The organism is Marinagarivorans cellulosilyticus (assembly GCF_021655555.1).
GTDB lineage: Bacteria > Pseudomonadota > Gammaproteobacteria > Pseudomonadales > Cellvibrionaceae > Marinagarivorans > Marinagarivorans cellulosilyticus.
In genome coordinates this window covers 36,391-61,141 of sequence record NZ_AP023086.1, presented here as the reverse complement: position 1 = coordinate 61,141, position 24,751 = coordinate 36,391, and the positions used below count along the sequence as shown (strand labels likewise).

Genomic DNA, 24,751 nt, shown 5'->3' with positions numbered 1-24,751 from the left:
TATTAGCGGCGGTACAATGAAGCGCCTGTTACGGGTTGTTGATTAATATGAAGGCCAAAGATGACGATAGTTTCGACCAGTGGTGATTTACTCAAGCAACAAGATGTTGATGCCATCATCAATACGGTTAACTGTGTCGGTGTGATGGGCAAAGGCATTGCCCTGCAGTTTAAAAAGAAGTGGCCTGCCAATTTCAAAGCCTATGTAGCGGCCTGTAAAGCTGGACAAGTGAAGCTTGGCTCCATGTTTGTTCATGATTTAGGTAGCCTTGCCACCCCACGTTTTATTATCAACTTCCCCACTAAAGGGCATTGGCGCAGCCCATCTAAGGTTGAGGACATCCAATCAGGCCTGGAAGATCTACTTAAAGCTATACAAGAGCACCCCATTCGTTCAATCGCCATGCCGCCGCTGGGTTGTGGTAACGGTGGCTTGGCATGGCGGGACGTTCGACCACTGATTGAGCAAGCGTTTGCTGAAGAGCCTGATATTGAAGTTAGGCTGTTTGAGCCTCAAAACAATACAGCCCCTACACATTTAGAGGTGAATACTTCAACACCTAAAATGACACCCGGACGAGCGGCCATATTGGCACTGCTTGAAACCTACCAAGCACGTAACTATGGGCTATCTAAAATTGAGGTTCAGAAGCTAGCTTACTTTTTACAAGAAGCCGGTGAAAACCTTCAGCTGCCGTTTGTTAAACATAAGTTTGGCCCCTACGCGGACAACCTGCGCCATGCACTGGATAGAATGGATGGCCACTATATTCACGGGGTTGGTGATGGTGTTGTTGAGTCCGAAATTACACCGGATGAAAACGCTCTGCGCGAAGCGAAGCGTTTCTTGGGTAGTTCTGAGTCGCAAATTATTGAGCGAACCCGTAGAGTCGCTGATTTGATTGAAGGCTACCAGTCGCCTTTTGGGATGGAACTACTCGCCAGCGTGCATTGGGTCGCTACCCGTGAGGATGCTACCAATACTGACGAAGCCTTAGCCAAAGTACAGTCCTGGAACCCTCGTAAAAAGCAGTTAATGAAACAACCCCATGTTAATGCCGCCTGGCAGCAGCTGGAGTCATTGGGGTGGTTAGTCCACTAAAAGGCTGACCCTTCCTTGCTTTTGTTAAGCACGATGATCTGCTCATTACTATTCGTTATAAGCTTGTAAACTCCGCCTTCCCGAGTGATTCGTTAGAAGTCGTGCGGCAGGCGTTTTTGGAGTTTTTTTGAGATGCTTAACCAGTAAACTGCGCACAATAAAAAGAGCCTAAAGGGCTCTTTTTATTGTTTAACGATTGCTCCCCCTAGAGAGCAATAAACTTAGTCACAGCCGATACAGATTTGATCCAAATTGCTCGTTGGTATTTGATTAGGGCTTGGTAGTTGGCTGTGGTAGGCAAAAAGGTATAGCCCTAATTTTTGTATTATGGGTGTCCGTAATTATTCGGGACGTGCTGTTTTCCCGCATCCGACTCCTCGGTCGTACTCGCTCTCGCAGTGCAAAACATTCATCCTACTTACCAACATACCCTATTCCTCGGTATTGCTTTACATACCGGTTTTGGAGAATTCCGATAGGCCGTCACACGCTTGAGTCTTGCCCACGTTACACTCTTGCGACCACTGCGTCGATGACGTGCATGGATGCACTAATACTGCAATCGCAGGATGCGAAAACGCAGTGCCAGCCACTTATACAGCTTACCCACCACGTAAAAGTAAACCGCATACACATCGCCATTATTACCCACCAAACCAAAATAGTTGTAGTGCCTCCCCTAGCTTTTGAGTAAGCTTCTCTAGAAGTACCGGCGTTCGTTTATGCCGATTCATCTTGATAAAGTCACTCAACGCATTTTTGACTGATTGTAGCCGTTTTCGTGAGGTTCGTCTAAATACATGAGGCTTACCGGCCTTGTCATAGCGCCAGAGAAACTCGTAACTCAGAAAGGTAAAGTTGTTCTTTAACGTGGGTGAAAACCGGCTGAAGCGAATAAGGTTATTCTTTTCAGGGCCAACTTGTAAATGAAACGGGTCCGCGAGGTCATTCGTTTAAAGCAATATGCGTTGGCCACTGAAAAAACATATTGTCTGAGTAAAAGGGGACGGAGGGATTATTTTATAACCAAGAAGGGGCCGGAAAAATCTGTCTGGAGCAGATTTAGATAGCCGCTTTCAAGGCTAGCCCGCAGGGCCGAGCACATGGATGCGCGAGTCACTTGAACGGTTTATCGCCACGACGGCGTGTATACCAAAATTGCAGGAGCAAATTGCGGTCAAGTCCAAATCTAAGCGCTACGAAGAAACCAAATCAGATGGCAAATTACAGGGGTAGTTTGAAATAGTGGTGCCCGGGGCCGGACACAGTATTCCTAATTAAAGCAATATGTTAGGGAACTTCAGTCGCAGTGAGTGCTGGGTTGTGCCAGGGGTAATTCCGGCACAGCTATTGTAAGGAAAACCTGCGTACCATTCAATTCCTGTTCGAGAATGGGACTTAAAACCGCACGACAGTATTGCATTGACATTTGTACCAATTGGTATAAACTGTTAACTGTCTATTAACTGTTGGAGTATTTAAACGTGCCTTGGGAAAAAACCTTTGATCTCGATGATGCCATAGATCGTGCGACTGACGTATTCTGGGCGAAAGGGTATGAGGCCACATCTCTTGCTGATTTACTTAAAGCCATTGGTATCAATAAAGGGAGTTTCTATAATGCATTTGGCAGCAAGAAAAAAATCTTTATGCAAAGCTTGTTGAAATACGAGCGTGAACAGCGTCGCGATACCCTTGCTGAATTAGCATCATTGAAAGATCCTGTATCGGCGATTAACAAACTTTTTGATGCGTTGATAGAGCAAAGTCTGACAGACAAAGACAAAAAAGGCTGCTTTTTGGTGAATACCGCTTTGGATTTACCTAATCATGATAGCGATATTGAGAAGGCAGTTAAAAAAGGACTAAAGGACACAGAATCTTTTTTTGAACAACAAATTACTTTAGGCATTCAAACAGGCGCTATCCCTGAACATGTCGATCCAGAAGTGGACGCTAAAGGACTTTTAACGCTTCTCGTTGGTCTTCGCGTACTTGCGAGGGGTGTATTCGACCAAAACAGTCTCTCAGCGATCAAAACGCAAGCTATCGGCCTTATTCAATAAGCTGCACTTTCTATATATTCAAAAAGGTATGGATACCTCTTCAAACCGATGACCTTCATTCCCCCCCATTAGAGCCATTAAAAGGTATCTGCTCCATCATCTGCTACAGCTTTTCATGGGTAAAATCATAAGTTTGCCCACCAAATATTGGCTTTTAGTTAAATCTATCCCATTGATTTAATTAGATAATTATCTTAAACAAAATTTAATTTAAAAATTGTATTGACCTATCGGTATAAACAATCTAATATTTGTTTATACCAATCGGTACAGTCAAACAAAGGCAGCGAGATCTGCCATTTTTTTGATCCCTGTTTGTACCAATTGGTTTAAACACTTAACCGCTAACTTTTGGAGAACAACTGATGACCTCTTTCACAACACATACTATTGAATCTGCACCTGAAGCCTCAAAGCAATATCTACAGGACGCCAAGAATGCGTACAGCTTTGTCCCTAATCTACTCGGAACAATGGCCGAATCTCCCGCCTTACTTGAGGGCTATATGTCACTCGCAGGCATTTTCGACAAAACCAACCTTTCTGAAACCGAACGTCAAATAATTTTAATGACCAACAACCGATTAAACGGTTGCATTTACTGTATGGCGGCTCATACATCTATTTCCCAAATGGCAGGCGTTAAAGCCGATGTGATTGAAGCACTGCGTAACAACACACCCATTGCCGATGCAAAACTCGAAGCGCTACGCACCTTTGCTGCGGTAATTAATGAAAGCCGAGGCTGGCCAACAGAAGCTCAAGTGAACGCTTTTCTTGATGCGGGCTATACACAGCAAAATGTACTTGAAGTAATTCTGGGTACAAGTCTCAAAGTCATGTCCAACTACACCAATCATGTGGCGGAAACGACTGTCGATGCCGCTTTTGCACCGAATGCATGGTCGCCAAAAAGCGAAAACGCAGCTTAATCATTAACTCAACGATGCATGGCTATGACGCATTTTTCAAATTAATAACATGCTCTGTGGCCAAGCAGATTAACTAGAGGAGAAGCAAACTCATGTTACTTTCACTTTTAAAAAAATCAGTAGTTACCGTAGCAGCTATTGCCGTTTCAACAACAGCAATACACGCTCAAGAAACAAATCCGTATGAAGGTTTTAAAGTACCACCTTTAGAAGTTTCATCTGAATTTAAGTATGAGCACAAGTTCACTAACATTCTGGGTTCTAAAATAGCTTATGTTGATCACGGCAAGGGCGATCCCATTCTTTTCTTGCATGGCCAACCGACCTCTTCTTATTTGTGGCGTAACATCATGCCGTTTATGGAAGGTAAAGGCCGCTTGATTGCGCCCGACAATATCGGTTTTGGAAAATCCGATCAGCCAGATCTTGATTATACCTTTGGTGATCACTACCGATATTTTGAAGCCTTTGTTAAAAAACTAAAGCTGAAAAATATTACGCTGGTGGTTCACGATTGGGGTTCTGGGTTGGGGTTGCATTACGCGGCACAAAATCCAGGCAATGTAAAAGCGATTGTGACAATGGAATCGATCATTGCGCCATTGATTCCTGCGACAAGTTATGACGCTATGCCTGCTGATTTAGGAAATTTCTTCCGTACTGTTCGGGATCCAAAGAAAGGCCGTAAATTGCTTATCGAAGATAACTATTTTGTCGAAGGTGCATTGCCCGGTTTTATCGTTCGCCCACTAGCGAAAGAAGCCCATGATGTTTATCGCGCTCCCTTCAGAACAGAGAAATCACGGATTCAGGTTAATCAATGGCCCAATGAAATGCCTATCGGCAAAGTGCCGCAAGCCACTCACGATATTGTGACAAACTATAACGCCTGGTTAGAACGCACTAATACGCCTTGGTTATTTCTTTATGCAACACCAGGTGCTCTGAATACACCGGAAGCGGCGGATTACTGGACGAAACGCGCAAAGAATATCGAGACCGTCTATATCGGACATGGCCTTCATTATGTACAGGAAGATCAACCCTTCGCTATCGGACGGGCTATTGCTGACTGGTATCGTCGTTTGGACAAGTAACAAATGATGTCTTGGATATTTTCGGCTCGCGCCTGTTTTTACGATGAAATATGTGTTCGAGCCTATCCATTCACTTAACTATTTAAGATAACCCTTTTATAGAGGAACGAAAAATGACTATTGAAACAAACAACATTATTGCATTGATTACCGGCGCTAACAGAGGTGTTGGCAAAGCCATCACTGAGGGCTTGTTAGACGCTGGAGCTAAAAAGGTCTACACGGCTGTTCGTAACCTTTCATCCCTGGAAGCACTACAGGAAAAATACGGAGATCGTATTGTACCCGTTGAATTTGACCTTTCACGCAAAGAAACAATTGATAAAGCTGTTGACGTTGCGACGGACGTAAATCTGGTCGTTTCCAATGCAGGGGTTGTGCACTTGTCTTCACCTCTGGATGACAATGCGCTTGAAGGATTAAAAATACAAATGGAAGGGAATGTATATCCACTTATCAACCTTGCACAAGCCTTTGGCCCTATTCTAAAAAATAATGGTGGCGGTGCTTTTGTACAAATGAACTCACTGGCGTCCATCAAAAACTTTTTACCGTTCACGGGGTATTCAGCCTCTAAAGCAGCTGCATATTCAGTGACACAAGGTTTACGAGAAGCATGGACAGAGCAAGGCACTCAAGTTATCAGTGTTATTGCAGGCCCACTTAAAACCGGTATGGCTGACTCTGCCGGTATGGGTGATGGTGCGCCACCACCAAGTCTGGTTGCTGACGGTGTTCTTGCAGCACTTAAGTCAGGGGATTTCTTTGTTTATCCCGATCCTATGGCCCAACAAGTAGCAGAAGTCTATCGACCTTATGCTCAAAACGTGTTGGAAATTGTTCAGTAATTTTAATTAAAGAGGAATGAAATCATGTTACTGAATACACCTATTTGTGACTTCGGGTGGAAAGCACCCGATTTCACACTTAAAGACCCAGATGACAACAGTTACACCCTATCTGAACAACTCGGTGACAAAGGCTTGTTGATTGCGTTTATTTGTAATCACTGTCCTTATGTGCAAGCTATAGCAGATCGATTTGTTGATGATGTCAAAGAGCTTCAGGCACAAGGTATCAATGTACTGGCCGTCATGTCCAATGATTACCGCTATGTTGAAATTGATAGTCCACCCTTTATGAAACGCTATGCGAAAGAAAAAGGGTTTACTTTCCCTTACTTAGTCGATGAAGATCAATCGGTAGGACGTGCTTACAATGCTGTTTGCACCCCTGACTTTTTTGGCTTTAACAAATATGGGGAGCTGCAATATCGAGGCCGTATTGATGATGCAGCTATGGGTAATCCAAGCAATCGTACTAAAGAGCTGGTCAACGCAATGAAACAAATTTCGCAAACCAGAAAAGGCCCCGAACATCAAACCGCGAGCATGGGTTGCTCGATCAAGTGGAGCTAAGATCATGGCTGACATCGATTTATATACCTGGGCAACGCCCAATGGCTGGAAGGCATCGGCAACACTTGAAGAGCTTGCACTGCCTTACAACTTAAAACCGATTGATATTAACGCTGGCATTCAGAAAGACCCAAGCTATATCGCCATCAATCCCAATGGCCGTATACCGGCCATTGTGGATCACAGTGCAGGTGGTTTTGCTATCTTTGAATCCGGCGCGATTATGATTTATCTCGCAGAAAAAACGGGAAAACTTTTGCCAACGGACGCTAAGGGGCGTTCGCGAGTCATCCAGTGGTTGATGTTTCAAATGGGTGGACTTGGGCCAATGCAGGGGCAGGCAAATGTGTTTTATCGTTATTTCCCCGAAAAAATACCGGCAGCGATTGAACGTTATCAGAAAGAAACTCGCCGACTTTACGAGGTGTTAAATACGCAACTTAAAGACAGCGAGTATTTAGCGGGTGATTTTTCGATAGCCGATATTGCTAACTGGAGCTGGACACGCATTCATAACTGGGCCGGTGTCTCTATTGATGAATTGCCGCATTTACAACGGTGGTTAGATCAACTGGAAGCTCGCCCAGCGTTAATTCGAGGTGCCGCCATTCCAGACCCAACAGACTACAACAAACCAGCCAAAACGGATGAAGAAAAGGTTTCAGGCATTCAAAGTATTCTGACGAAGTAATTGTAATTAGGAAATTGATATCCTGGATTTGCCATTATTTAGATGCCCGAATCATACAACCATAAGGCTAAGAAAATGAATTTTACCAACTCGAAAGGCAGTGACAAACAGATTCTGTCACTGCCTTATAACAACACTGTAGACAGTTTTATGAGGCTATAAGCCCGTAATCACTCAGCTCCTCGTATGCATTAAATACTTTAATCGATTTCAGGTTTACACCTAACCTCTCAAAAACTCTTAAGAGCAGATGCTGGTTGGACTTTCGTCGCTTCCAGCTCGCTATCGATATGACCGATTTCTCAGCCGTTTGTTTTTTATCTCTATCCTCAATTTTTAATAGATTTAGGGCCGTTAATGACGCATTGACCTGATTATTGATGGCCTCCGAACGGCGTGATTGGCAATGTGTCAAGCCGGTGTATTGTTTAGCATCCCTGAATAAAAATTCGATTTGAAATCGAGCCCTGTAATACGATAATAATCTCAGTGCGTCTAAATTTTTATCTGTCGAGAACAATATCGCTCTTGTCGATGCGGCTGAGCCCGACGATCGAAGAAGCACTACACGTACCTCACGCTTCAATGAAACGCTATACGCGATGGTGCTGTATATTTCAGTGCTATTTTCATAGGATCCAATGTACTGAAAGCGCGATAGATCATTTTCAAAATTGATTTTCCCGTCGTATTGTTTGGGGCGCCCGCAGCCCGAGTACTTTCCCCGATAAAGCCATTTTAAATTTGCATCGACTCGTAGCTTGCCGACCATGTGCAGCCCTGTATTCACAATCCTGTTCACAAATTTATACTTGCTATAAAATGAATCAGCGGCTAGATACTGAATCTCTAAACGCTTCAATTCATCCGCCATGTCGGCAACATGATCAGCATAAAGATCGGCGCGTGTTTTACCTTCTGCATCGATGGTTTGCCGCGCATCAATCGAGTAAGCCGTATGGCTTTTAATATTCACTGTGCTAATGAGTGACGTTTCTAGTCCTCGTTCACTAGCACCTTGGGCACCGTTATAAAACCACCCTAGCCCCTCTGTCTTTTTACCTGACTTGTTCATGAAGCTCGCGTCAATGGCTGCAATATTTTCCTGCGATCGCCCCAATGAATGCAAGAGTAGCTCTGTGTTGAATTGCGCAAATGGAAAATCACGTCGATACCAGCGTGCGAATCGCTTCTCACTCATATCGCTATAGCGACTCATATTTCTGAATGTCGCCCGACCGTGAAATACAACCAATGTGGCGAGCAGGCCGGTCATAAATACACGTTGAGGCTTATTGATGCTAGGCATTAAACTGAAAATAGTGTTTACTAGGTCTGTCATGGGTAAATCTTGTGGGTCGTTTGATGTCAGAAACCAAATTATCTCAAAATTTATCCATGACACCTAATAACATAACAAAATTCTATTCCCTTCCTGGCGACCCTACATGACTACTTTCGGCCTATTTGGGTGCTTAAAACTGTCCGAAGTGTTGTTATAAGAAGGAAACAAACACTTGAAGGGACAGTCACTCTAACGCACCTTATGTTTATGCTTTAACTGGCTCGGCACTGGGCTTTGTTGGCCTCTAGTCAAAGCCTGCCACGCCAGCATGCACAACGTGTTTTGGACCGCCCCGTTATTGGCGATTCTAATCTGGTATGGTATTCAACTCGCGTAGTACAGCTACCCACTAGCCGCTGTGCCATTTGTCTGGCCTACGCTTGGCCCACAGATCTCACATAAACTCGTTCACACACCTATGCTCAGTCAACTATTAGCTATCCTTGCACCACTGATTATTGCCGTGGGTGCCGGCTTTGTTTGGGGTAAAACTCAGCCCAATTTTCCCTCTGAGTTTGTATCGCGCTTGGTGATGAATATTGGTACACCCTGCTTGATTATTAGCGCCATGGCCAAGGTCAATGTAGCGCCGTCGGTGATTGGCGAGGTGGCGCTGGCAAGTGCGCTGGCCATGTTACTAACGGGCTTGGCCGCCGCTGTGATTATTCGCATTTGGCGTCTGGACTATGCTACCTATTTACCGCCGGTTATCTTCCCTAACAACGGCAATATGGGCCTGCCGTTATGCTTATTTGCATTCGGCCCGACGGGGCTGGCCTTGGCCATGGGCCCGTTTATGGTCATGATGATAGCCACCTTCACCGTGGGGCTGGCGCTTGTGGTACCTAAACAGGGCGGCACAAATCGGCACTTGGGGGCCATATTCAAGCAGCCGGTGCTATACGCGATGGCGCTATCGGTGGCGCTGATGCTAACGCAAACGGCCTTACCGCGTTGGGCAAGTAACACGGTCGATTTGTTAGGCGGCATCGCCATACCCTTGATGACGTTAGCACTGGGGGTATCGCTCGCCACCCTTAAAATTCACTCGTGGCACCGCAGCGTGGTATTTAGCGGCTTGCGCATGGGCGGCGGCCTATTGGCTGGGCTAGTTAGCTGCCAGCTATTGGGCCTAACCGGCCTCGCCAAAAATGTAGTCCTTATTCAAGCGGCCATGCCGGTGGCAGTTATCACCTACCTACTCGCGTTACGCTACAACCACCATCCACAAGAAGTGGCCGCTATGGTCGTCGTTTCCAATGCACTGGCTTTTGTGTGTTTACCGTTTCTGTTGATGGCGATTTTGTAGGCTTGTGGGGGCGTCTTAGGGAATGGCCATTCTAGGGCTGTAGTGGTCGTTTAATCTGTTTAATACTATTGAGCGTACAGGTTACCCATATCCGCTTAAACCGTGTTGCTCAGTCTGCGGCGGCTAACGAAAACAGGAAAACCGAAAATGGTATCGCTATGAAAAACCTGAACACCCTATTATTGATCATTTTAATCAATGGATTTTTTTTGCCATCAGCACTAGCCCAAGGCATAAAGGCCGCGATGGTGCCTTTGCCCTCGGTTGACGATTTTTCAAAAGGTGAGGATGGCTGGAGCCTAGGGCTAGGTTTAGGTGTTGAGTATGAAACCGCCTACGAAGGGTCAGACGAGTTTGGGGTTGAAGTTCAGCCTGCTGGAGGATTGCAATGGCGCAAAGGTGATAACATTTTCTTTTTTGCCGGTGAGGCACTTGGTTGGCGTGGCGTTCGTGCAAATACTTGGTTATTTGAAGCGCTCGTAGGGTTCGATGAAGGGCGCAAGGAAAGTGACTCTGACGAAGGTTGGTTGGATGGCTTGGGGGATCAAGAAGAAGGGGCAGAATTGGTGCTGCAAGTTCGTCGCTCTTTCGATTCCGATTGGCGCTATTGGCTGGTGGGGCGTGTCGTGACAGGTGGTGACGGAAACCTTGGGTTGTTTGGGCTGGGGCGCCGCTTTGGTCAGCAGATCGACGGCACCGGGTCTGAACTTAATGTTGTTCTGGTTGTTCACGACAGCGAATACGCTAATAAAGGTTTCGGTATAGACGCAGATCAAGCGGCTGCTTCCGGCTTAGATGAGACAACGCTAGACAGTGGATTACGCTCGCTGGGAATTGATTACACTTATCGTCATTATATTAATGAGAATTGGCAGATTCAGGGCGAAGCACTTTTTGAATATTTTAGTAGTGATGTTCGAGATAGCCCAATCGCGCGAAGCAACTACGAGGCCGAAGTTGGCATCGGCTTTATTTATCTTTTCTAGGCGAATTAGAGCGGTGATAACCTGAGGCCCCCAGAGCTCAGGCAAATAGCTTTCGGACAAACAGAGCTAAACCACTAAAAAGCACGCATAAAAAAAGAGCCCAATGGGCTCTTTTTTTATTGTTCAACAATTGCTCCGCTAGGGGAGCAATTACGGTATAAATTTATTCACAACCGATGCTGATCTGGTCGAAGCTGCCTGAAGGTATTTGATTGGGGCTTGGATGCCTCAATACGTCGTTGTAGGCCAACTCACCGTCAGCCCATAAAGCACCTTTTTGGGTATCTGGATCAACCATCCACTCTACACAAACCCACTTATCTACCGCGTCGTAGTAGCTAAATTTAGTTGGGGATTCAAGCCCGCCTTCATTACCATTAGCATCGACATTGAGGATATATTTCATTGCGGATAGATCGTTATTAGCTAAGTTAGTATCAACAACACGAGCCGCATGGCCGGGGGTTAGAGGCAATAGCTCAACCAATGTAATGTGCAAATAGTTGGTAGTTTGTAAATCCGCACTCATTTGGTAATACATACGGCCCCAATGCTTACTTGGAATACCGGGATAAGTGATATAACCAGAGCTGCCGTAATCCATCCCCTGCGCTTTAAGCGCTTTTGAACCGCTGCGGGCTTTAGCAGTATCTACTACTGGCGACACCCCATCGTAGCTCCAGCCACTGGGAATATCACCTTGCTGAACATCTTCAAAGTCCAAGCAAACGAAGTTATCGGTACCGTCACAAGGGTTAGGTGGAACGACAATTTCGCCTTTAGCGCCATCAACACTGGTCACCAAAATACCACTTAACGTAGCAAGGTTTGCTGAAGCAGTGAATTCAATGGTTAGGTTGCCGTCAGTCACTCCTACATCATTAAGCGAGTAAGTAATCGCCTGTAAGCGGCCATGGGTATCAAATAAGTCCACGTTATTCATTATTGTTTTGTTTTCTGCAACTGCAGACATCAAGCGGGTTCCAGCCGCTTCTGCATACTCTTCTGCAAAGTATAAGGTAATGTTGTATTCGCTCGCTGTTACAGGTAATTCAAAGGTGAAGTTACCATAGCGCTGCGATTGGAAAAGGGCATCTTCATCTGTACCGTTAATATTTGCGGTAACAGTGTTAGTGCCGTTGGTTGCGCCAGCCACTTGTGGGCTTAATGGACCCGCAGGTTCATAAGTTACACCATCGAAAGTGGCCGCAGCTGTACCACCTACGTTAATGGCATACACTACCTTGGCATTATCATTTGTCGGGGCAGACGATGAGCTGACCGCGACGGATGAAGAGCTTGAAGACTCCGTGTTATCAGCACACCAATCCCAACCTGCTGCATCATACAAATAAGCTGCAACAGCTTCCGATTCCTGTTGAACCGAGTTTGCCCCCAGCAAATAGGCACTCATATACTTCGCAATAAACACATCGAGTTCTGCTTCGCTGTGACCATCTTTTTTATGTTCATATGGCGCATCGATAATATTGATGGGCGTATTGACATCAGTAGCAGTACCGCTTGGCGAACCATGACAGGTTGTACATTTAAGAACTGCACCACCGGTATAGTTACGAGCACCTTCCTCGATAAGTGCATCACAGTTGTTGGCTTCGCTAGAAGCCGCAACAGAAGAGCTACTCATTTCACTCGATGAACTTGGCACAACCACAGCGCTACAACGGATCAAAGCTAGAAACCTTGAAAATACGTATTTTTACTTATACTTTAAACACCGAATATCCTGTATAAATCCCTCATAAATAACAAGCAGGGCCCTTAATACAATGAGATTGTCGACTATTATTTTTGCACTTTTAGCCTTCACAGTTTGCGGCTTAAGTGGCTGCCTAGGTAATCCTTGTGGAAAAGGCCCTGAAGATCCGGATCATATCGCTGGAAGAATCGGTAAAGTTGCGATCTACAACGCCCCAAAAGCCCCAAATTCAATTGAAGCCATTGCATTAGGCGAGACTATAGCGGCACATGACTTTATCATCGAGCTTCGGCTAGAGCCTAAAGATGGCTCGGCAAGTAGCGCGGGCTACTTGTGGTCGAATATAAACCTCAGCCTTTTTGCTACTGCGCACGCATGCTCTCCCTATGTACGCTGGGCATACCGTGACCTAACCTCATTGGACATCATGAGTAACGCTGACTTTTCTGATCGCTACCCTGCTGGAACTCGGTTAAATGATTTATTTAAAGTCGAGTTTTATGTCGGGAGAGATGTCTACGGCATGAACATTGACGACCTGTTAAATCCACTCAACCCACGAGACCGACGACCACTAGAGTACATGCAGCTCAAGTTAACGGTAGCCCCTTCGATATCATCATCGCATTTATTTACTATTGTGATTGCTGAACACCCCCCGATTAGTTTGGATGAGGTAACATTTGATGTTAAGTGATATGGAGAGAAAGCCAGCTGACAAGAGCGTTTTTGCAACGCAATTTTATTGCCGTTACCTCGCTATTTTTGTAACCGTTGCTTTAGCTTTTAGCTGGGTAACACGAGTCGATGCGCAGCAAACTACGCCATCTGTTTGCAAGGGCGATTACCGCCTTCTGTCCGACGGCAACATCTCCGCCGAAGAAGAACTTGCCAATTGCACTATCATTGATGGGTCATTACGTATTAATGACGCTAAATATCAATCGTTAAAAAGCCTTGAAAACATTACTCAAATAACAGGAAGCTTAACAATTTATGATTCGGAGTCTTTAGGCTTGAGTTTTCTATCGAACTTAAAGAGCGTTTTAGGCAGCGTGTTCATTTACAACAGAGAAATTATTAACCTTGCATGGCTAAGCTCACTCGAAGAAATTGGAGAGTCATTCAGTATTCGATCGTATGCCCCAAGTAGATTTAGAAGCCTAGACGGGCTCGAAAATCTTAAATCCGTCGGAACAATTAATATAGTGGACTACCCAGTACCCATTTCACTTAAAGCTTTTACCAATGTTACAAAAATAAAATCAATTAATTTAATCAACAACAGTCAACTGGATTCTTTAGCCGGCTTTGAATATTTAACGTCTCTATCCGGTGATTTGATAATTAAAGGTAATCCCAGCCTTAAAACTCTAGACGGTTTTAGTAGCCTCACGACTGTGGCAGGTAAAGTTAACATTAACGGAAACGCTCAATTAGAAGACTTAACTGGGCTGGGTAGCCTAACGCTGGCAACAACAATCATTATCGAAAATAATAAAGTGCTCGCATCGCTTATGGGATTAACGGAGCTTAAGTCGGTAACGTCTTCGTTTAATATTTTACGTAATCCACAAATCACAAGTACGCTAGGGTTGGCCACCCTCCAAAATATTGGAGGGGAATTACTCATTCATAACAACCCCAAATTAACCAGCCTAATTGGTTTGGAGGGACTCGATTCGGTAAACAACTTAACGCTTACCGACAATCTAGCGCTTACTGATATATCGGCATTAAGTTATCTCACAGGGATCCAATCAAAACTTCAACTCCAAAACAATAAGAGCCTTGCCAGTTTAAAGGGATTAGAAAATATTTTGACACTACGTGATTGCTATATTGATAACCACCCAGAGCTAATCGATTTAGCTGAATTGAAAAATCTATCCACTGTATCTAACAATTTGAGCTTAAGGAGCAACTTAAATCTGCAAGACATAAGCGCACTACAAGGCATAGCTTATGGCGGAATGCTGTTACTCAAAGGAAGCCCATTGATAGAAAATCAATCACTTTAGCTTGAATTGCCCGTGTCGGATTCTGGTTTTTAGCATCAAATCTACGCCATATTCATCGCTTACGCTTAGGAGTTAAGTTGTAGTTTAGGTCAAATCACAACTTAACGAATGCTGAATTAATAAGCGAGGACACGCACTCTTCAAAGCCCTACAAAAGCATAAGGAGCTCAACACCTAAAACAACCGCTATTTGACTCGCCGACTAACATTATCTAGAGGGCATCTCTAAAACAGTAAAAGCAGAGCAGGCACGTCAAGAAATATAAAGAATAATTGGGAACACCCCAGTCACTCCCTTTCTGAAGAACGCCAAGATCAGCCTGCAGCGGAAAATGGATCTATACGGCTCAGCCGGCGACGAAGTGCTAGAAGTCTATCGGAAGAATAAAACTAAAAACGACAATGAAATTATTGAATTGATGACCGATAAAATTCTCGAGCTAGCCAAGCAAAATAGACATGTATCGTTGCATTGCGTGCCCAAGCCAGATTATGAAAAACTGAATGTGATTGATATAGGCTTAAACTCGACAAGAGCTGTGAATAAAAACTTTTCTCTCCAGAAATTCACCAACGCTTTTAAAGCACTTCAAAAAGAAGGCTATGTCACTAAATTTATTGACGAAACAAGCAAAAGTAACTCCTGCTGGCACCTTGAGATCAAGCCTAACGGGAAAGCGATATCCGAGTATAACAAGCGCACAATTTTACAGCCAATTCGTTTTATTGATGGGGTTAGAGGAATATGCTAAATAAAGCCACACTGTATTTAATGCTGACATTGTTGCCCATAAATGCATGTTCTGCTCAACCCGTTCAAAATGCCCAAGCGAAAGACTGCTCCTATCCGCATGCCGTTATAACCTCAATTGATTCAATCGATAATGCCAGCGTGCTCCCCGAGGTAAAAGGTAGCGACTCCTCAAGTTTAGAGCACACTGTCACTCACACTATCGAATACAAAAATGGCGACATTGCTGTGCTTGAGCAAAAATATTGCTCCATATATAACTTCGAAGTTACATATCGTATAAAGCAATTGACTAAGCAAAGCTTTACAGCAGCACTTAGTAATATCGACCAACTCATCCCGAAAGTTCAGCAAGATTACCGCTTGATAGCACCACTCGATATGATTGTCGATCGCGAAATGAATGAACATCAATTATCGATAGAATCCGCTTTCACTCGTGGTTTGCCGCAAATGGCTGCTAGGTCAGATAATAGCGTCGAGCACTTTATCCGCTTTCAGCCTGCGACAAGCGGCAACCCAACCACCCTGACTTTTTACTTTGGCCTCGGTGGATTATAAGCTCAATCTAATTTAATAAACTGGGACAGGCGCGATAAAAAGAAAGGCTGCTATCGCTATAGGTTTACGTGCATCTTCGCTAATATTATCGTAGAAATAGCGCCAGTGGCGTAAATGTAATAATCCAAAAAAAAGAGCCCTAAGGGCTCTTTTTGGTTTTCCAAGCTTAGACTAACCTAGGTTAGTCCAGCAGGAATCTTTTAGTCACAACCGATACGAGTGGGACCAACTACAACATCATCAATCCAAACTGTATTCCTAGCACCTTTATAAGTACGCATACCGATGCGGATCTGGTCGAAGCTGCCTGAAGGTATTTGATTGGGGCTTGGATGCCTCAATACGTCGTTGTAGGCCAACTCACCGTCAGCCCATAAAGCACCTTTTTGGGTATCTGGATCAACCATCCACTCTACACAAACCCACTTATCTACCGCGTCGTAGTAGCTAAATTTAGTTGGGGATTCAAGCCCGCCTTCATTACCATTAGCATCGACATTGAGGATATATTTCATTGCGGATAGATCGTTATTAGCTAAGTTAGTATCAACAACGCGAGCCGCATGGCCGGAGGTTAGAGGCAATAGCTCAACCAATGTAATGTGCAAATAGTTGGTAGTTTGTAAATCCGCACCCATTTGGTAATACATACGGCCCCAATGCTTACTTGGAATACCGGGATAAGTGATATAACCAGAGCTGCCGTAATCCATCCCCTGCGCTTTAAGCGCTTTTGAACCGCTGCGGGCTTTAGCAGTATCTACTACTGGCGACACCCCATCGTAGCTCCAGCCACTGGGAATATCACCTTGCTGAACATCTTCAAAGTCCAAGCAAACGAAGTTATCGGTACCGTCACAAGGGTTAGGTGGAACGACAATTTCGCCTTTAGCGCCATCAACACTGGTCACCAAAATACCACTTAACGTAGCAAGGTTTGCTGAAGCAGTGAATTCAATGGTTAGGTTGCCGTCAGTCACTCCTACATCATTAAGCGAGTAAGTAATCGCCTGTAAGCGGCCATGGGTATCAAATAAGTCCACGTTATTCATTATTGTTTTGTTTTCTGCAACTGCAGACATCAAGCGGGTTCCAGCCGCTTCTGCATACTCTTCTGCAAAGTATAAGGTAATGTTGTATTCGCTCGCTGTTACAGGTAATTCAAAGGTGAAGTTACCATAGCGCTGCGATTGGAAAAGGGCATCTTCATCTGTACCGTTAATATTTGCGGTAACAGTGTTAGTGCCGTTGGTTGCGCCAGCCACTTGTGGGCTTAATGGACCCGCAGGTTCATAAGTTACACCATCGAAAGTGGCCGCAGCTGTACCACCTACGTTAATGGCATACACTACCTTGGCATTATCATTTGTCGGGGCAGACGATGAGCTGACCGCGACGGATGAAGAGCTTGAAGACTCCGTGTTATCAGCACACCAATCCCAACCTGCTGCATCATACAAATAAGCTGCAACAGCTTCCGATTCCTGTGGAACCGAGTTTGCCCCCAGCAAATAGGCACTCATATACTTCGCAATAAACACATCGAGTTCTGCTTCGCTGTGACCATCTTTTTTATGTTCATATGGCGCATCGATAATATTGATGGGCGTATTGCCATCAGTAGCAGTACCGCTTGGCGAACCATGACAGATTGTGCAGTTAAGCGGCGAACCACCGGTGTAATTACGTGCACCTTCCTCGATAAGTGCATCACAGTTGTTGGCTTCGCTAGAAGCCGCAACAGAAGAGCTACTCATTTCACTCGATGAGCTTGGCAAAACCACGGCGCTTGAAGAAGCGCTCGACATTGCAAGCGAGCTTGACGACATTGCGCTGCTGGAGCTTGGGGTTTCACTCGAAAACGCAACACTACTATCAGTGCCAGCAGATGCGCCTGGCGGTGTTGTAGTGCCTGTACACGCAGCGCTGAGTACAGCGGCGGCGATTATCGGGAGGGTTTTACGCATAATGGGCCTGCATTCATTATTGTTGTCTTGGCTTCGCACTGCTGCGAAGAGGTTTTGACCTTATATTCTAACGCTTAACATGCCCCGTTAAAGTGAACCATGCACAGCGCATACTGTGACAAAGCGCTAGGTTGCAGCATAAAAACACGATGCAATGGCACAAAGCCCCATTGCTCCCAACGTTTATAAAGCATTAAGCGTGGGGCCTATGTGTGTTCTTTTTTTGCATTGCGCAAGCGGTAAACGCTAACTGCGCCCCTAAAACATCAAAAATACTATCAACCCCATATTATTAATTGATTTTACCTATACAAAAAAAGCGCCTATTCTAAACCTACAAGTTAATAAACAACCCAGAGGCCAAACCATGAAAAATGTCCCTAACGTTACTTTTAAAACCCGCGTTCGCGATGCTAGCATTCAACACGAAAACCCCTTTCGCTGGCAGGACGTAACCACCGCCGATATCTTTGCTAACAAAAGCATCATTATTGTTGCACTACCTGGCGCCTTTACACCTACCTGCTCAAGCACCCATTTACCAGGCTACGAAGCCAAATACGACGAGCTAAAAGCGCTAGGGGTTGATGAAGTCTATTGTTTAAGCGTGAACGATGCCTTCACCATGTTCCAATGGAGCAAAAACCTCGGTGTAGAAAACATTAAAATGCTACCCGACGGCAACGGCGACTTCACACGTGGTATGGGTATGCTGGTTAAAAAAGAAAACTTAGGTTTCGGCGATCGCTCTTGGCGCTACAGCATGCATGTTGTGGATGGCGAGGTTCGCGCCCAGTTCATCGAACCCGGCTTGATGGATAACTGCCCAGACGACCCTTTTGAAGTCAGCGATGTGGATACCATGCTAGGCTACCTAAAAAAGGCTTAATATATTAACCGCTGCGCTACGAGGGGCTTCGTATTAGCCCCTTTTCTCATACACTCAAATTCATACACTCAAAGCAAAATTTTAAGGACCCCATATGACTTATGACTACGACTTATTCGTAATTGGTGCTGGCTCGGGCGGCGTTCGGGCAGCACGCATGTCAGCAAGCTACGGAGCCAAAGTTGCCATTTGCGAAGATAAATACATGGGCGGAACCTGTGTGAATGTCGGTTGTGTACCCAAAAAATTGTATGTGTATGCGGCGGAATATTCTAAACAAGTTAAAAACGCAAAAGGTTTTGGTTGGTCCACACAACCACCAAGCTTCGATTGGGCCACCCTACGCGATAACAAAAAAGACGAGATCAAACGGCTTAACGGCATTTACGAAAGTATTTTAGGGTCAGCCAATGTCACCCTCATAGAAGGACGCGGTAAAATTATTGATGATCACACCGTTGAGGTTAACGGCAAAAGCTACTCGTGCGAGCGCATTCTTATCGCTGTGGGCGGCTGGCCTTTTGTGCCAGACTTACCCGGCCGCGAACATGTGGTTTCCTCTAACGAAATTTTTGATTTAGCCACCTTCCCTAACGATATTGTGGTTGTGGGTGGTGGTTATATTGCCGTCGAGTTTGCAGGCATTTTTAACGGCTTAGGCGCTAATGTTCACCAGCTTTACCGCGGCGATTTATTTTTGCGCGGGTTCGATCAAGAAGTGCGTGAATTTGCCGCACAAGAAATTGCCAAGCAAGGGGTTGATCTGCAATTTAATACAGATGTTACTGCCATACAAAAACAAAGCGATGGGCGCTTAGCTGTAACACTTAACAATGGTAATACCCTTATTACCGATGCAGTACTTTATGCCACTGGCCGCAAACCGCATTTGAATAATTTATTCGCTGATGGCATCACGCTAAATTTAGCCAAAAGCGGGCACATTGCCGTTAACGATAAATTCCAAACGTCCATACCCAGCATACTCGCCGTGGGTGATGTTACTGGTGGTATGGAGTTAACGCCGGTCGCGCTAGAAGAAGGCATGACACTAGCCAAACATTATTACAATCAGCAACCGTGTGAAATTGACTACAACAACATTGCTACGGCTGTTTTTTGCCAACCCAATATTGGCACCGTCGGTATGACAGAAGAACAAGCCCGTGAAAAATACCCCAATGTGCAAAAATACCGCAGTGAATTTCGCGCGCTTAAACACACCCTTAGCGGCTCAGACGAGCGTACTTTAATGAAGCTGTTAGTCGACGGTGACAGCGATAAAATATTAGGCGCTCATATGGTGGGGCCGGATGCCGGTGAGATTATGCAAGGCTTGGCTATCGCCATAAAAGCTGGCGCAACAAAAGCGGTATTTGATGCAACAGTTGGCATTCACCCAACCGCCGCAGAAGAATTTGTGACTATGCGACAACCTGTTTAATAAAGGCTTAAGCGAGGCTAAATGTCCTGTTGCTCTAATACGCCACCCGAGAAAAAACCACCAACCAGCGGCTGCTGCGGCAGCCCCGCGCCAGTACAAAGCTCTTGCTGCGATACAAAAGCCCCGCGAGATTATTTGTTGTGGGGTTCTTTATCGTTGGTATTAACCTTGTACCTTGCTAGCTTTTTTAATTTACCGGTTACCTGGCTACACCATGCCGCGCACAGTGTTTTTGAATTGCTTAACACAATGGCATGGGGCATTGCTTTTGGCGTATTGATGGTTGCAGTGCTAGCAAAAGTACCACGCGAATGGGTTATGGCCATTATGGGTACAAATGCTGGCTTTAACGGTTTACTGCGGGCCACTGCCGCAGGCGTGCTATTAGATTTATGCAGCCATGGCATTTTGATGGTAGGGGCCAAACTGTACGAGCGCGGTGCTAGCTTGGGCCAAGTGATGGCTTTTTTAATTGCCAGCCCTTGGAATTCATTTTCGCTTACACTGATTATGGTGGCATTAATCGGCCTGCAATGGACGCTGATATTTATTGTTTTATCACTGATTATTGCCGTCGTTGCCGGTTGGTTATTTGATCAATGTGTATCTAAAGGCTGGCTGCCAAGCAACCCAAATACCCAAGATTTACCTGCCGATTTTGTCTTATGGCCAGCCTTTAGAGCATCGGCCAAAAAATTTAACCCGACATTAAAAGGTACGCTCAACTTCTTTTGGAACGGGGTTAAAGAATCGCGCATGGTAATTCGTTGGTTGCTCGTTGGTGTTTTATTAGCGGCCGCTATTCGAACCTTCGTGCCAGAAGACATCTTTAGCAGCTATTTTGGCCCAACACTATTAGGCTTAGCCATCACCTTAATTGCCGCAACGGTAATAGAAGTTTGCTCGGAAGGCTCGACCCCCATCGCTGCAGATATTTTTAATCGCGCAAACGCACCGGGTAATAGCTTTGCTTTTTTAATGGCCGGTGTCGCTACCGATTACACAGAAATAATGGTGATTAAAAGCACAACGCGATCATGGAAAATTGCGCTATTTTTACCTTTGCTAGTTTTGCCACAGGTTGTGCTTTTTGCTTTGTTACTTAATGCGGTTTAATCAGGCACCACTACGTGAAATTCTTCATAGTTATCAACCAATAAAAACGCATTCCACAACATTTGCATAGATGGCGGGAATTGCGTTTTATGCTGTGCAAAAGCCGCACGGCGCTGCTGCTGGTGGGCGCTAACATCAACCTGAACGTCTATACGCTCATTATCGATTGGTTGTGCAATACGAAACGGCTGCTTCATGGCTGCGGCAACATTGCTCGCTTGCTCGGCACGGGCTTTTGAAACAGCCACTTGCCATAATTGAGCACGCAGATTATTTTTTACTATTGGTTGGCTTTGCTGCCAGCGAGAAAAGGCATCGGCCGTAATAGTAGCTACTGCTGTATGATCTGGATGCCCAGTAACACCATCGCTGCCAAAACTAATCACTAACTGCGGGTTCTGTGTGTTTAATGTTGTAACTAATTTATTGGTAATAGCGCTGCTATTGCTAACAAGCTGAGTATCTGGAAAACGCCAAAAAATAGGAGCCGCCTTAATCGACAATACTTTTAATGCCGCAGTAACTTCTGCTTCACGCTCTTGCGCAAGCGTTTGACCCGACAGTTCTCGACCAGAACGGTCTGAACCGGCATCACCAGAGCTTACATAAACCACATTAATCCTGTGCAATTGCGCTAGGCGTGCCAAAGTGCCACTTAACCAAGTTTCATCGTCAGGGTGCGCGAGTACAAGCAATATATCTTGCGGCTTAGCTTCTGGCGATAACATACGCTTTGCCACAGTAGTCGCTTTATTACTCATAGCTGCTACATTTTTCGCATCAAGGCTTTTACAACCACAACAAGCTGCTGTTATCGCAGCTACCAGCCATGCCACAGCGATTTGCGCTATTTTGTTCATCTTTTTTCCTGGTAGTAAGCACAAGCCTATTTTTCACGAAGTGCTGGCGCCTCAAAAGAAATCCCCCCCCAACCCGATACCATAAAATTCCTAATATTCGCATGGTCGCTACCTTCGGGGTTGTCTAAAACATCTTTTCGATAATAATCACCAAAACAGGCCAGCGTTTGCGCTTGCGTTAATTGTTGAAGCTGGGCAAAGGAAAAAAGTTTACACGAGCCCTCATTGCTACCCGCTGCATTAACCACATCGCCATTGGTAAACGCTGTTGGCGTGTAGCTGTAATACTGCTCAACGGCAGCCATTGTTTGTTGAAAGGTCACCGTGTCTGGTGCTTGTTTAATTTGCGTTAATAAATTTTCAATAGTCATATAAACCCCATAAATTGTGACACCTGTGTGACAAAACAGCGCCAGTTATATTAATTATTTGTGAAAGAAGGTTTTAAGCACTCATTAAGGTATTTTTTGTGACAGCCCTACGATTCCAATCATTGCTTAATATATGCACGCTCAATTAGAGTTGTTTGGACAGAAAAACAAGGACAAAGGACTACCATGAAGCAAATAGCCACCCACTTATATACATTACCCCAATGTCTTCACGGAACCGTAGCGACATTGCTTTTAGCCGCACCGCTCGGCTTATTCCCTATTAGCGCAACGGTGCATGCAAAAGACACTCTAAAGACACCCACTGAATTTGCACTCGATGCACTACAAGAGGCTTGTGCACCCTATGCTTCTTCTGCACAGCAATCGTTAGAAGCTGCCGATTTGGCACTGTATTGTTTAAGTACCGGAGAAACTATCGCGCTGCAAGCCGCAAAAACTCCGCAGCAACAGCAACAAGTCAAACAAACCGTTGCGCAGTGGATTGAAGAATTACAGCCTTCGCTTGCCTTGTACGAAAAGCACTGACTAGCCAATAAGGGGCCGCGGCCCCTTATTGCTTGGTTTTAGTGGTTACACACCGCCTAAACGCGCCAACTGTTCTTGGGCGGCTTTGCCTACGTCTCCTTGATCAGATGCGGCAACGTTGAAATATTTTTTGGCGGTGCTTTTATCACCTTCTTGCAAAGAGATTTCGCCTAAATAGTAGTTTGCCTGTGCAGTGGGCAATAGCCGTAAGCTTGAGGCAAGGTATCTTTTGGCATCCGCTTTATTACCAATTTCTTTTGCGCTTATGCCAGCCATTAATTGTGGCAAAAAATAGGTTGGGTTTTTCTGCGCCGCTTGAGTAAATAATTGATAGGCATTTTGCGGATCTTTTTGCGCCAATAACAGTTGGCCCTTGGTAATAAAAAACAATGCTTCTTTAGGTTGTTTTTTTATCGCTTGGTCGATCATGTCCAGCGCTTTGCCTAAGTCTTTATTATTGGCATATTTAATAGCTTGAGCTTGTAAGTCGTAAGCTACTTGGTCTTTGCGCAATTGTCGCGTGGCGGCATCAAAAGCGGCTTGGTTGCGTTTACCTGTTTTACCCGCCGCATAACCAGTATTGCGATTTACCCGCTCGCCAGAAGGTGGGTGGCTAGCGAAAAGGTTGCTCATAAAATCGCCATCGTTACCATTTTTTAGAGCAAGGAATTTTTCCTGTAACTCAACAGCCGCTTTAGGGTCGTAACCCAAACGCTCCATGTATTTAATACCGTGTTCATCGGCTTCTAATTCGTCATCACGGCCGTAATGCGCATTCAACGCGCCACTACCGTATTGGCTGCCCATCATGATCAAATCACCGTATTGGGTATTTTGCGCAACAGCTCCCAAGGCCACGCTGCCCATGCCTATAAATGTTTGGCGCGTCATTTGTGCTGCAGAATGCCCCGCTGCTGCGTGCACAATTTCGTGCCCGATCACTGCCGCCAACTGGGCTTCGTCATCTAGCATTGATATTAGCCCGCGGTTAATCGCGACTTTGCCACCAGGTAGCGCCCACGCATTTGGCGTGCTGTCGTTAAGGACGACAAATTCATAAGGCAACTCAGGTTGATCGCTCACCTTGGCGAGGCTTTGGCCGAGGCTAGCCACATAACGCGTTAAGCCTGGGTCAACGGTATACTGCCCGCCTTGCTGCTGCTGATACGGGATGTAACTCTTTTCGCCAGTAGCAATTTGCTCGCTAAGCGGCATTAATACAATTTCCTTATTACCCGTTACAGGGTTAGTAGCTAGGCAGCCAGTCAGTACAATAGGGGCAGCCAATAGAGCAAGAATGCGCATGTGATTCTCCTAAACAGAAGTCATAATTTGTATGGAATGCGAAAAAATAGGCGTGAAGTGTAACAAATGTTCAGCCTATTGCCGTACATAGGAAAACGATTTATACAAACCACTGTTTGCCCGGTTCTATTAGGCCAGCACAGTTTTTTCTAGGTTATGCAACGTTTTTTCTCAATTATGGTCCGGAACCTCTGCCATACTTAATTGCCAGACTCGTGCATCATATTTACCGAATGCAAGGCAAAGGACCCC

General features: G+C 45.2%; 23 protein-coding genes. 17 read left to right on the top strand and 6 right to left on the bottom strand.

Going from position 1 to position 24,751, the window contains the following annotated elements; translation table 11 throughout:
- Nucleotides 1-60 precede the first annotated feature (60 nt).
- The 7 genes from darG (at nucleotide 61) to MARGE09_RS00230 (ending at nucleotide 7,305) form a co-directional block, all read left to right on the top strand.
- Nucleotides 61-1,101 carry a type II toxin-antitoxin system antitoxin DNA ADP-ribosyl glycohydrolase DarG gene (gene darG / locus MARGE09_RS00260; RefSeq protein ID WP_236985316.1) on the top strand — a complete coding sequence of 347 codons (1,041 nt, stop codon included), beginning with the start codon at nucleotides 61-63 and terminating at the stop codon, nucleotides 1,099-1,101.
- A gap of 1,484 nt (nucleotides 1,102-2,585) precedes the next feature.
- Nucleotides 2,586-3,167, top strand: a complete 582-nt coding sequence (locus MARGE09_RS00255) for a TetR/AcrR family transcriptional regulator (protein ID WP_236985314.1) — start codon at nucleotides 2,586-2,588, stop codon at nucleotides 3,165-3,167.
- A gap of 365 nt (nucleotides 3,168-3,532) precedes the next feature.
- Nucleotides 3,533-4,099: a carboxymuconolactone decarboxylase family protein gene (locus MARGE09_RS00250; RefSeq protein ID WP_236985312.1), complete on the top strand. Its 567-nt coding sequence runs from the start codon at nucleotides 3,533-3,535 to the stop codon at nucleotides 4,097-4,099.
- A gap of 92 nt (nucleotides 4,100-4,191) precedes the next feature.
- Nucleotides 4,192-5,196: a haloalkane dehalogenase gene (locus tag MARGE09_RS00245; RefSeq protein ID WP_236985310.1), complete on the top strand. Its 1,005-nt coding sequence runs from the start codon at nucleotides 4,192-4,194 to the stop codon at nucleotides 5,194-5,196.
- A 113-nt stretch (nucleotides 5,197-5,309) separates the two neighbouring features.
- Complete coding sequence (locus MARGE09_RS00240; RefSeq protein WP_236985308.1) at nucleotides 5,310-6,044, top strand: SDR family oxidoreductase; 735 nt, start codon at nucleotides 5,310-5,312, stop codon at nucleotides 6,042-6,044.
- A gap of 24 nt (nucleotides 6,045-6,068) precedes the next feature.
- The gene (locus MARGE09_RS00235) at nucleotides 6,069-6,614 is read left to right on the top strand and encodes a thioredoxin family protein (protein WP_236985307.1); all 546 of its coding nucleotides are present in this window, start codon (nucleotides 6,069-6,071) and stop codon (nucleotides 6,612-6,614) included.
- A 4-nt stretch (nucleotides 6,615-6,618) separates the two neighbouring features.
- Entirely contained in the window at nucleotides 6,619-7,305 is a 687-nt protein-coding gene (locus MARGE09_RS00230; RefSeq protein ID WP_236985305.1) for a glutathione S-transferase family protein, read from the top strand.
- Between the two features lie 148 nt (nucleotides 7,306-7,453).
- Here the strand turns inward: MARGE09_RS00230 and MARGE09_RS00225 are convergent, their stop codons facing one another.
- Nucleotides 7,454-8,647, bottom strand: a complete 1,194-nt coding sequence (locus MARGE09_RS00225) for a transposase (protein WP_236985303.1) — start codon at nucleotides 8,645-8,647, stop codon at nucleotides 7,454-7,456.
- A gap of 421 nt (nucleotides 8,648-9,068) precedes the next feature.
- Here MARGE09_RS00225 and MARGE09_RS00220 point away from each other — a divergent pair, with 421 nt between their 5' ends.
- Both MARGE09_RS00220 and MARGE09_RS00215 read left to right on the top strand, forming a co-directional pair.
- Nucleotides 9,069-9,959, top strand: coding sequence for an AEC family transporter (locus MARGE09_RS00220; protein ID WP_236985302.1), 891 nt, complete (start codon nucleotides 9,069-9,071; stop codon nucleotides 9,957-9,959).
- A gap of 158 nt (nucleotides 9,960-10,117) precedes the next feature.
- A complete protein-coding gene (locus MARGE09_RS00215) occupies nucleotides 10,118-10,945 on the top strand; it encodes a MipA/OmpV family protein (RefSeq protein ID WP_236985301.1) in 828 nt (275 codons plus the stop codon).
- 163 nt (nucleotides 10,946-11,108) lie between these two features.
- On the opposite strand, the gene MARGE09_RS00210 is transcribed toward MARGE09_RS00215, so the two are convergent.
- Nucleotides 11,109-12,638 (bottom strand): malectin domain-containing carbohydrate-binding protein, encoded by a 1,530-nt coding sequence (locus tag MARGE09_RS00210; protein ID WP_236985299.1) that lies wholly within the window; start codon nucleotides 12,636-12,638, stop codon nucleotides 11,109-11,111.
- A 97-nt stretch (nucleotides 12,639-12,735) separates the two neighbouring features.
- Here MARGE09_RS00210 and MARGE09_RS00205 point away from each other — a divergent pair, with 97 nt between their 5' ends.
- From MARGE09_RS00205 to MARGE09_RS00190, 4 genes are all read left to right on the top strand, one after another.
- Nucleotides 12,736-13,362 (top strand): DUF5034 domain-containing protein, encoded by a 627-nt coding sequence (locus MARGE09_RS00205; RefSeq protein ID WP_236985297.1) that lies wholly within the window; start codon nucleotides 12,736-12,738, stop codon nucleotides 13,360-13,362.
- Nucleotides 13,352-14,686: a hypothetical protein gene (locus tag MARGE09_RS00200; RefSeq protein WP_236985296.1), complete on the top strand. Its 1,335-nt coding sequence runs from the start codon at nucleotides 13,352-13,354 to the stop codon at nucleotides 14,684-14,686. The genes MARGE09_RS00205 and MARGE09_RS00200 overlap by 11 nt, the downstream gene beginning before the upstream one ends.
- 332 nt (nucleotides 14,687-15,018) lie before the next feature.
- Nucleotides 15,019-15,438 (top strand): hypothetical protein, encoded by a 420-nt coding sequence (locus MARGE09_RS00195; RefSeq protein WP_236985295.1) that lies wholly within the window; start codon nucleotides 15,019-15,021, stop codon nucleotides 15,436-15,438.
- Nucleotides 15,432-15,998: a hypothetical protein gene (locus MARGE09_RS00190; RefSeq protein WP_236985293.1), complete on the top strand. Its 567-nt coding sequence runs from the start codon at nucleotides 15,432-15,434 to the stop codon at nucleotides 15,996-15,998. Before MARGE09_RS00195 ends, MARGE09_RS00190 begins: the two co-directional genes overlap by 7 nt.
- 200 nt (nucleotides 15,999-16,198) lie before the next feature.
- Here the strand turns inward: MARGE09_RS00190 and MARGE09_RS00185 are convergent, their stop codons facing one another.
- Nucleotides 16,199-17,965 carry a malectin domain-containing carbohydrate-binding protein gene (locus tag MARGE09_RS00185; protein ID WP_236985291.1) on the bottom strand — a complete coding sequence of 589 codons (1,767 nt, stop codon included), beginning with the start codon at nucleotides 17,963-17,965 and terminating at the stop codon, nucleotides 16,199-16,201.
- A 367-nt stretch (nucleotides 17,966-18,332) separates the two neighbouring features.
- Between MARGE09_RS00185 and MARGE09_RS00180 the strand changes: the two genes are divergently transcribed.
- The 3 genes from MARGE09_RS00180 to MARGE09_RS00170 all read left to right on the top strand — a co-directional run bounded on the left by MARGE09_RS00180 (nucleotide 18,333) and on the right by MARGE09_RS00170 (nucleotide 21,414).
- Nucleotides 18,333-18,854, top strand: coding sequence for a peroxiredoxin (locus tag MARGE09_RS00180; RefSeq protein WP_236985289.1), 522 nt, complete (start codon nucleotides 18,333-18,335; stop codon nucleotides 18,852-18,854).
- A gap of 94 nt (nucleotides 18,855-18,948) precedes the next feature.
- Nucleotides 18,949-20,298 (top strand): glutathione-disulfide reductase, encoded by a 1,350-nt coding sequence (gene gorA, locus MARGE09_RS00175; RefSeq protein WP_236985287.1) that lies wholly within the window; start codon nucleotides 18,949-18,951, stop codon nucleotides 20,296-20,298.
- A 21-nt stretch (nucleotides 20,299-20,319) separates the two neighbouring features.
- Entirely contained in the window at nucleotides 20,320-21,414 is a 1,095-nt protein-coding gene (locus MARGE09_RS00170; RefSeq protein WP_236985285.1) for a permease, read from the top strand.
- Here the strand turns inward: MARGE09_RS00170 and MARGE09_RS00165 are convergent.
- Nucleotides 21,411-22,274: a PIG-L deacetylase family protein gene (locus MARGE09_RS00165; RefSeq protein WP_236985284.1), complete on the bottom strand. Its 864-nt coding sequence runs from the start codon at nucleotides 22,272-22,274 to the stop codon at nucleotides 21,411-21,413. The genes MARGE09_RS00170 and MARGE09_RS00165 overlap by 4 nt on opposite strands.
- A 26-nt stretch (nucleotides 22,275-22,300) precedes the next feature.
- On the bottom strand, nucleotides 22,301-22,645 hold the full coding sequence (locus MARGE09_RS00160; RefSeq protein WP_255711787.1) for a HopJ type III effector protein: 345 nt from the start codon (nucleotides 22,643-22,645) through the stop codon (nucleotides 22,301-22,303).
- 186 nt (nucleotides 22,646-22,831) lie between these two features.
- Here MARGE09_RS00160 and MARGE09_RS00155 point away from each other — a divergent pair, with 186 nt between their 5' ends.
- Nucleotides 22,832-23,194 (top strand): hypothetical protein, encoded by a 363-nt coding sequence (locus MARGE09_RS00155; RefSeq protein ID WP_236985283.1) that lies wholly within the window; start codon nucleotides 22,832-22,834, stop codon nucleotides 23,192-23,194.
- A 45-nt stretch (nucleotides 23,195-23,239) separates the two neighbouring features.
- Here MARGE09_RS00155 and MARGE09_RS00150 read toward each other — a convergent pair whose 3' ends face one another.
- Nucleotides 23,240-24,499 (bottom strand): M48 family metalloprotease, encoded by a 1,260-nt coding sequence (locus tag MARGE09_RS00150; protein WP_236985281.1) that lies wholly within the window; start codon nucleotides 24,497-24,499, stop codon nucleotides 23,240-23,242.
- Nucleotides 24,500-24,751: the final 252 nt, after the last annotated feature.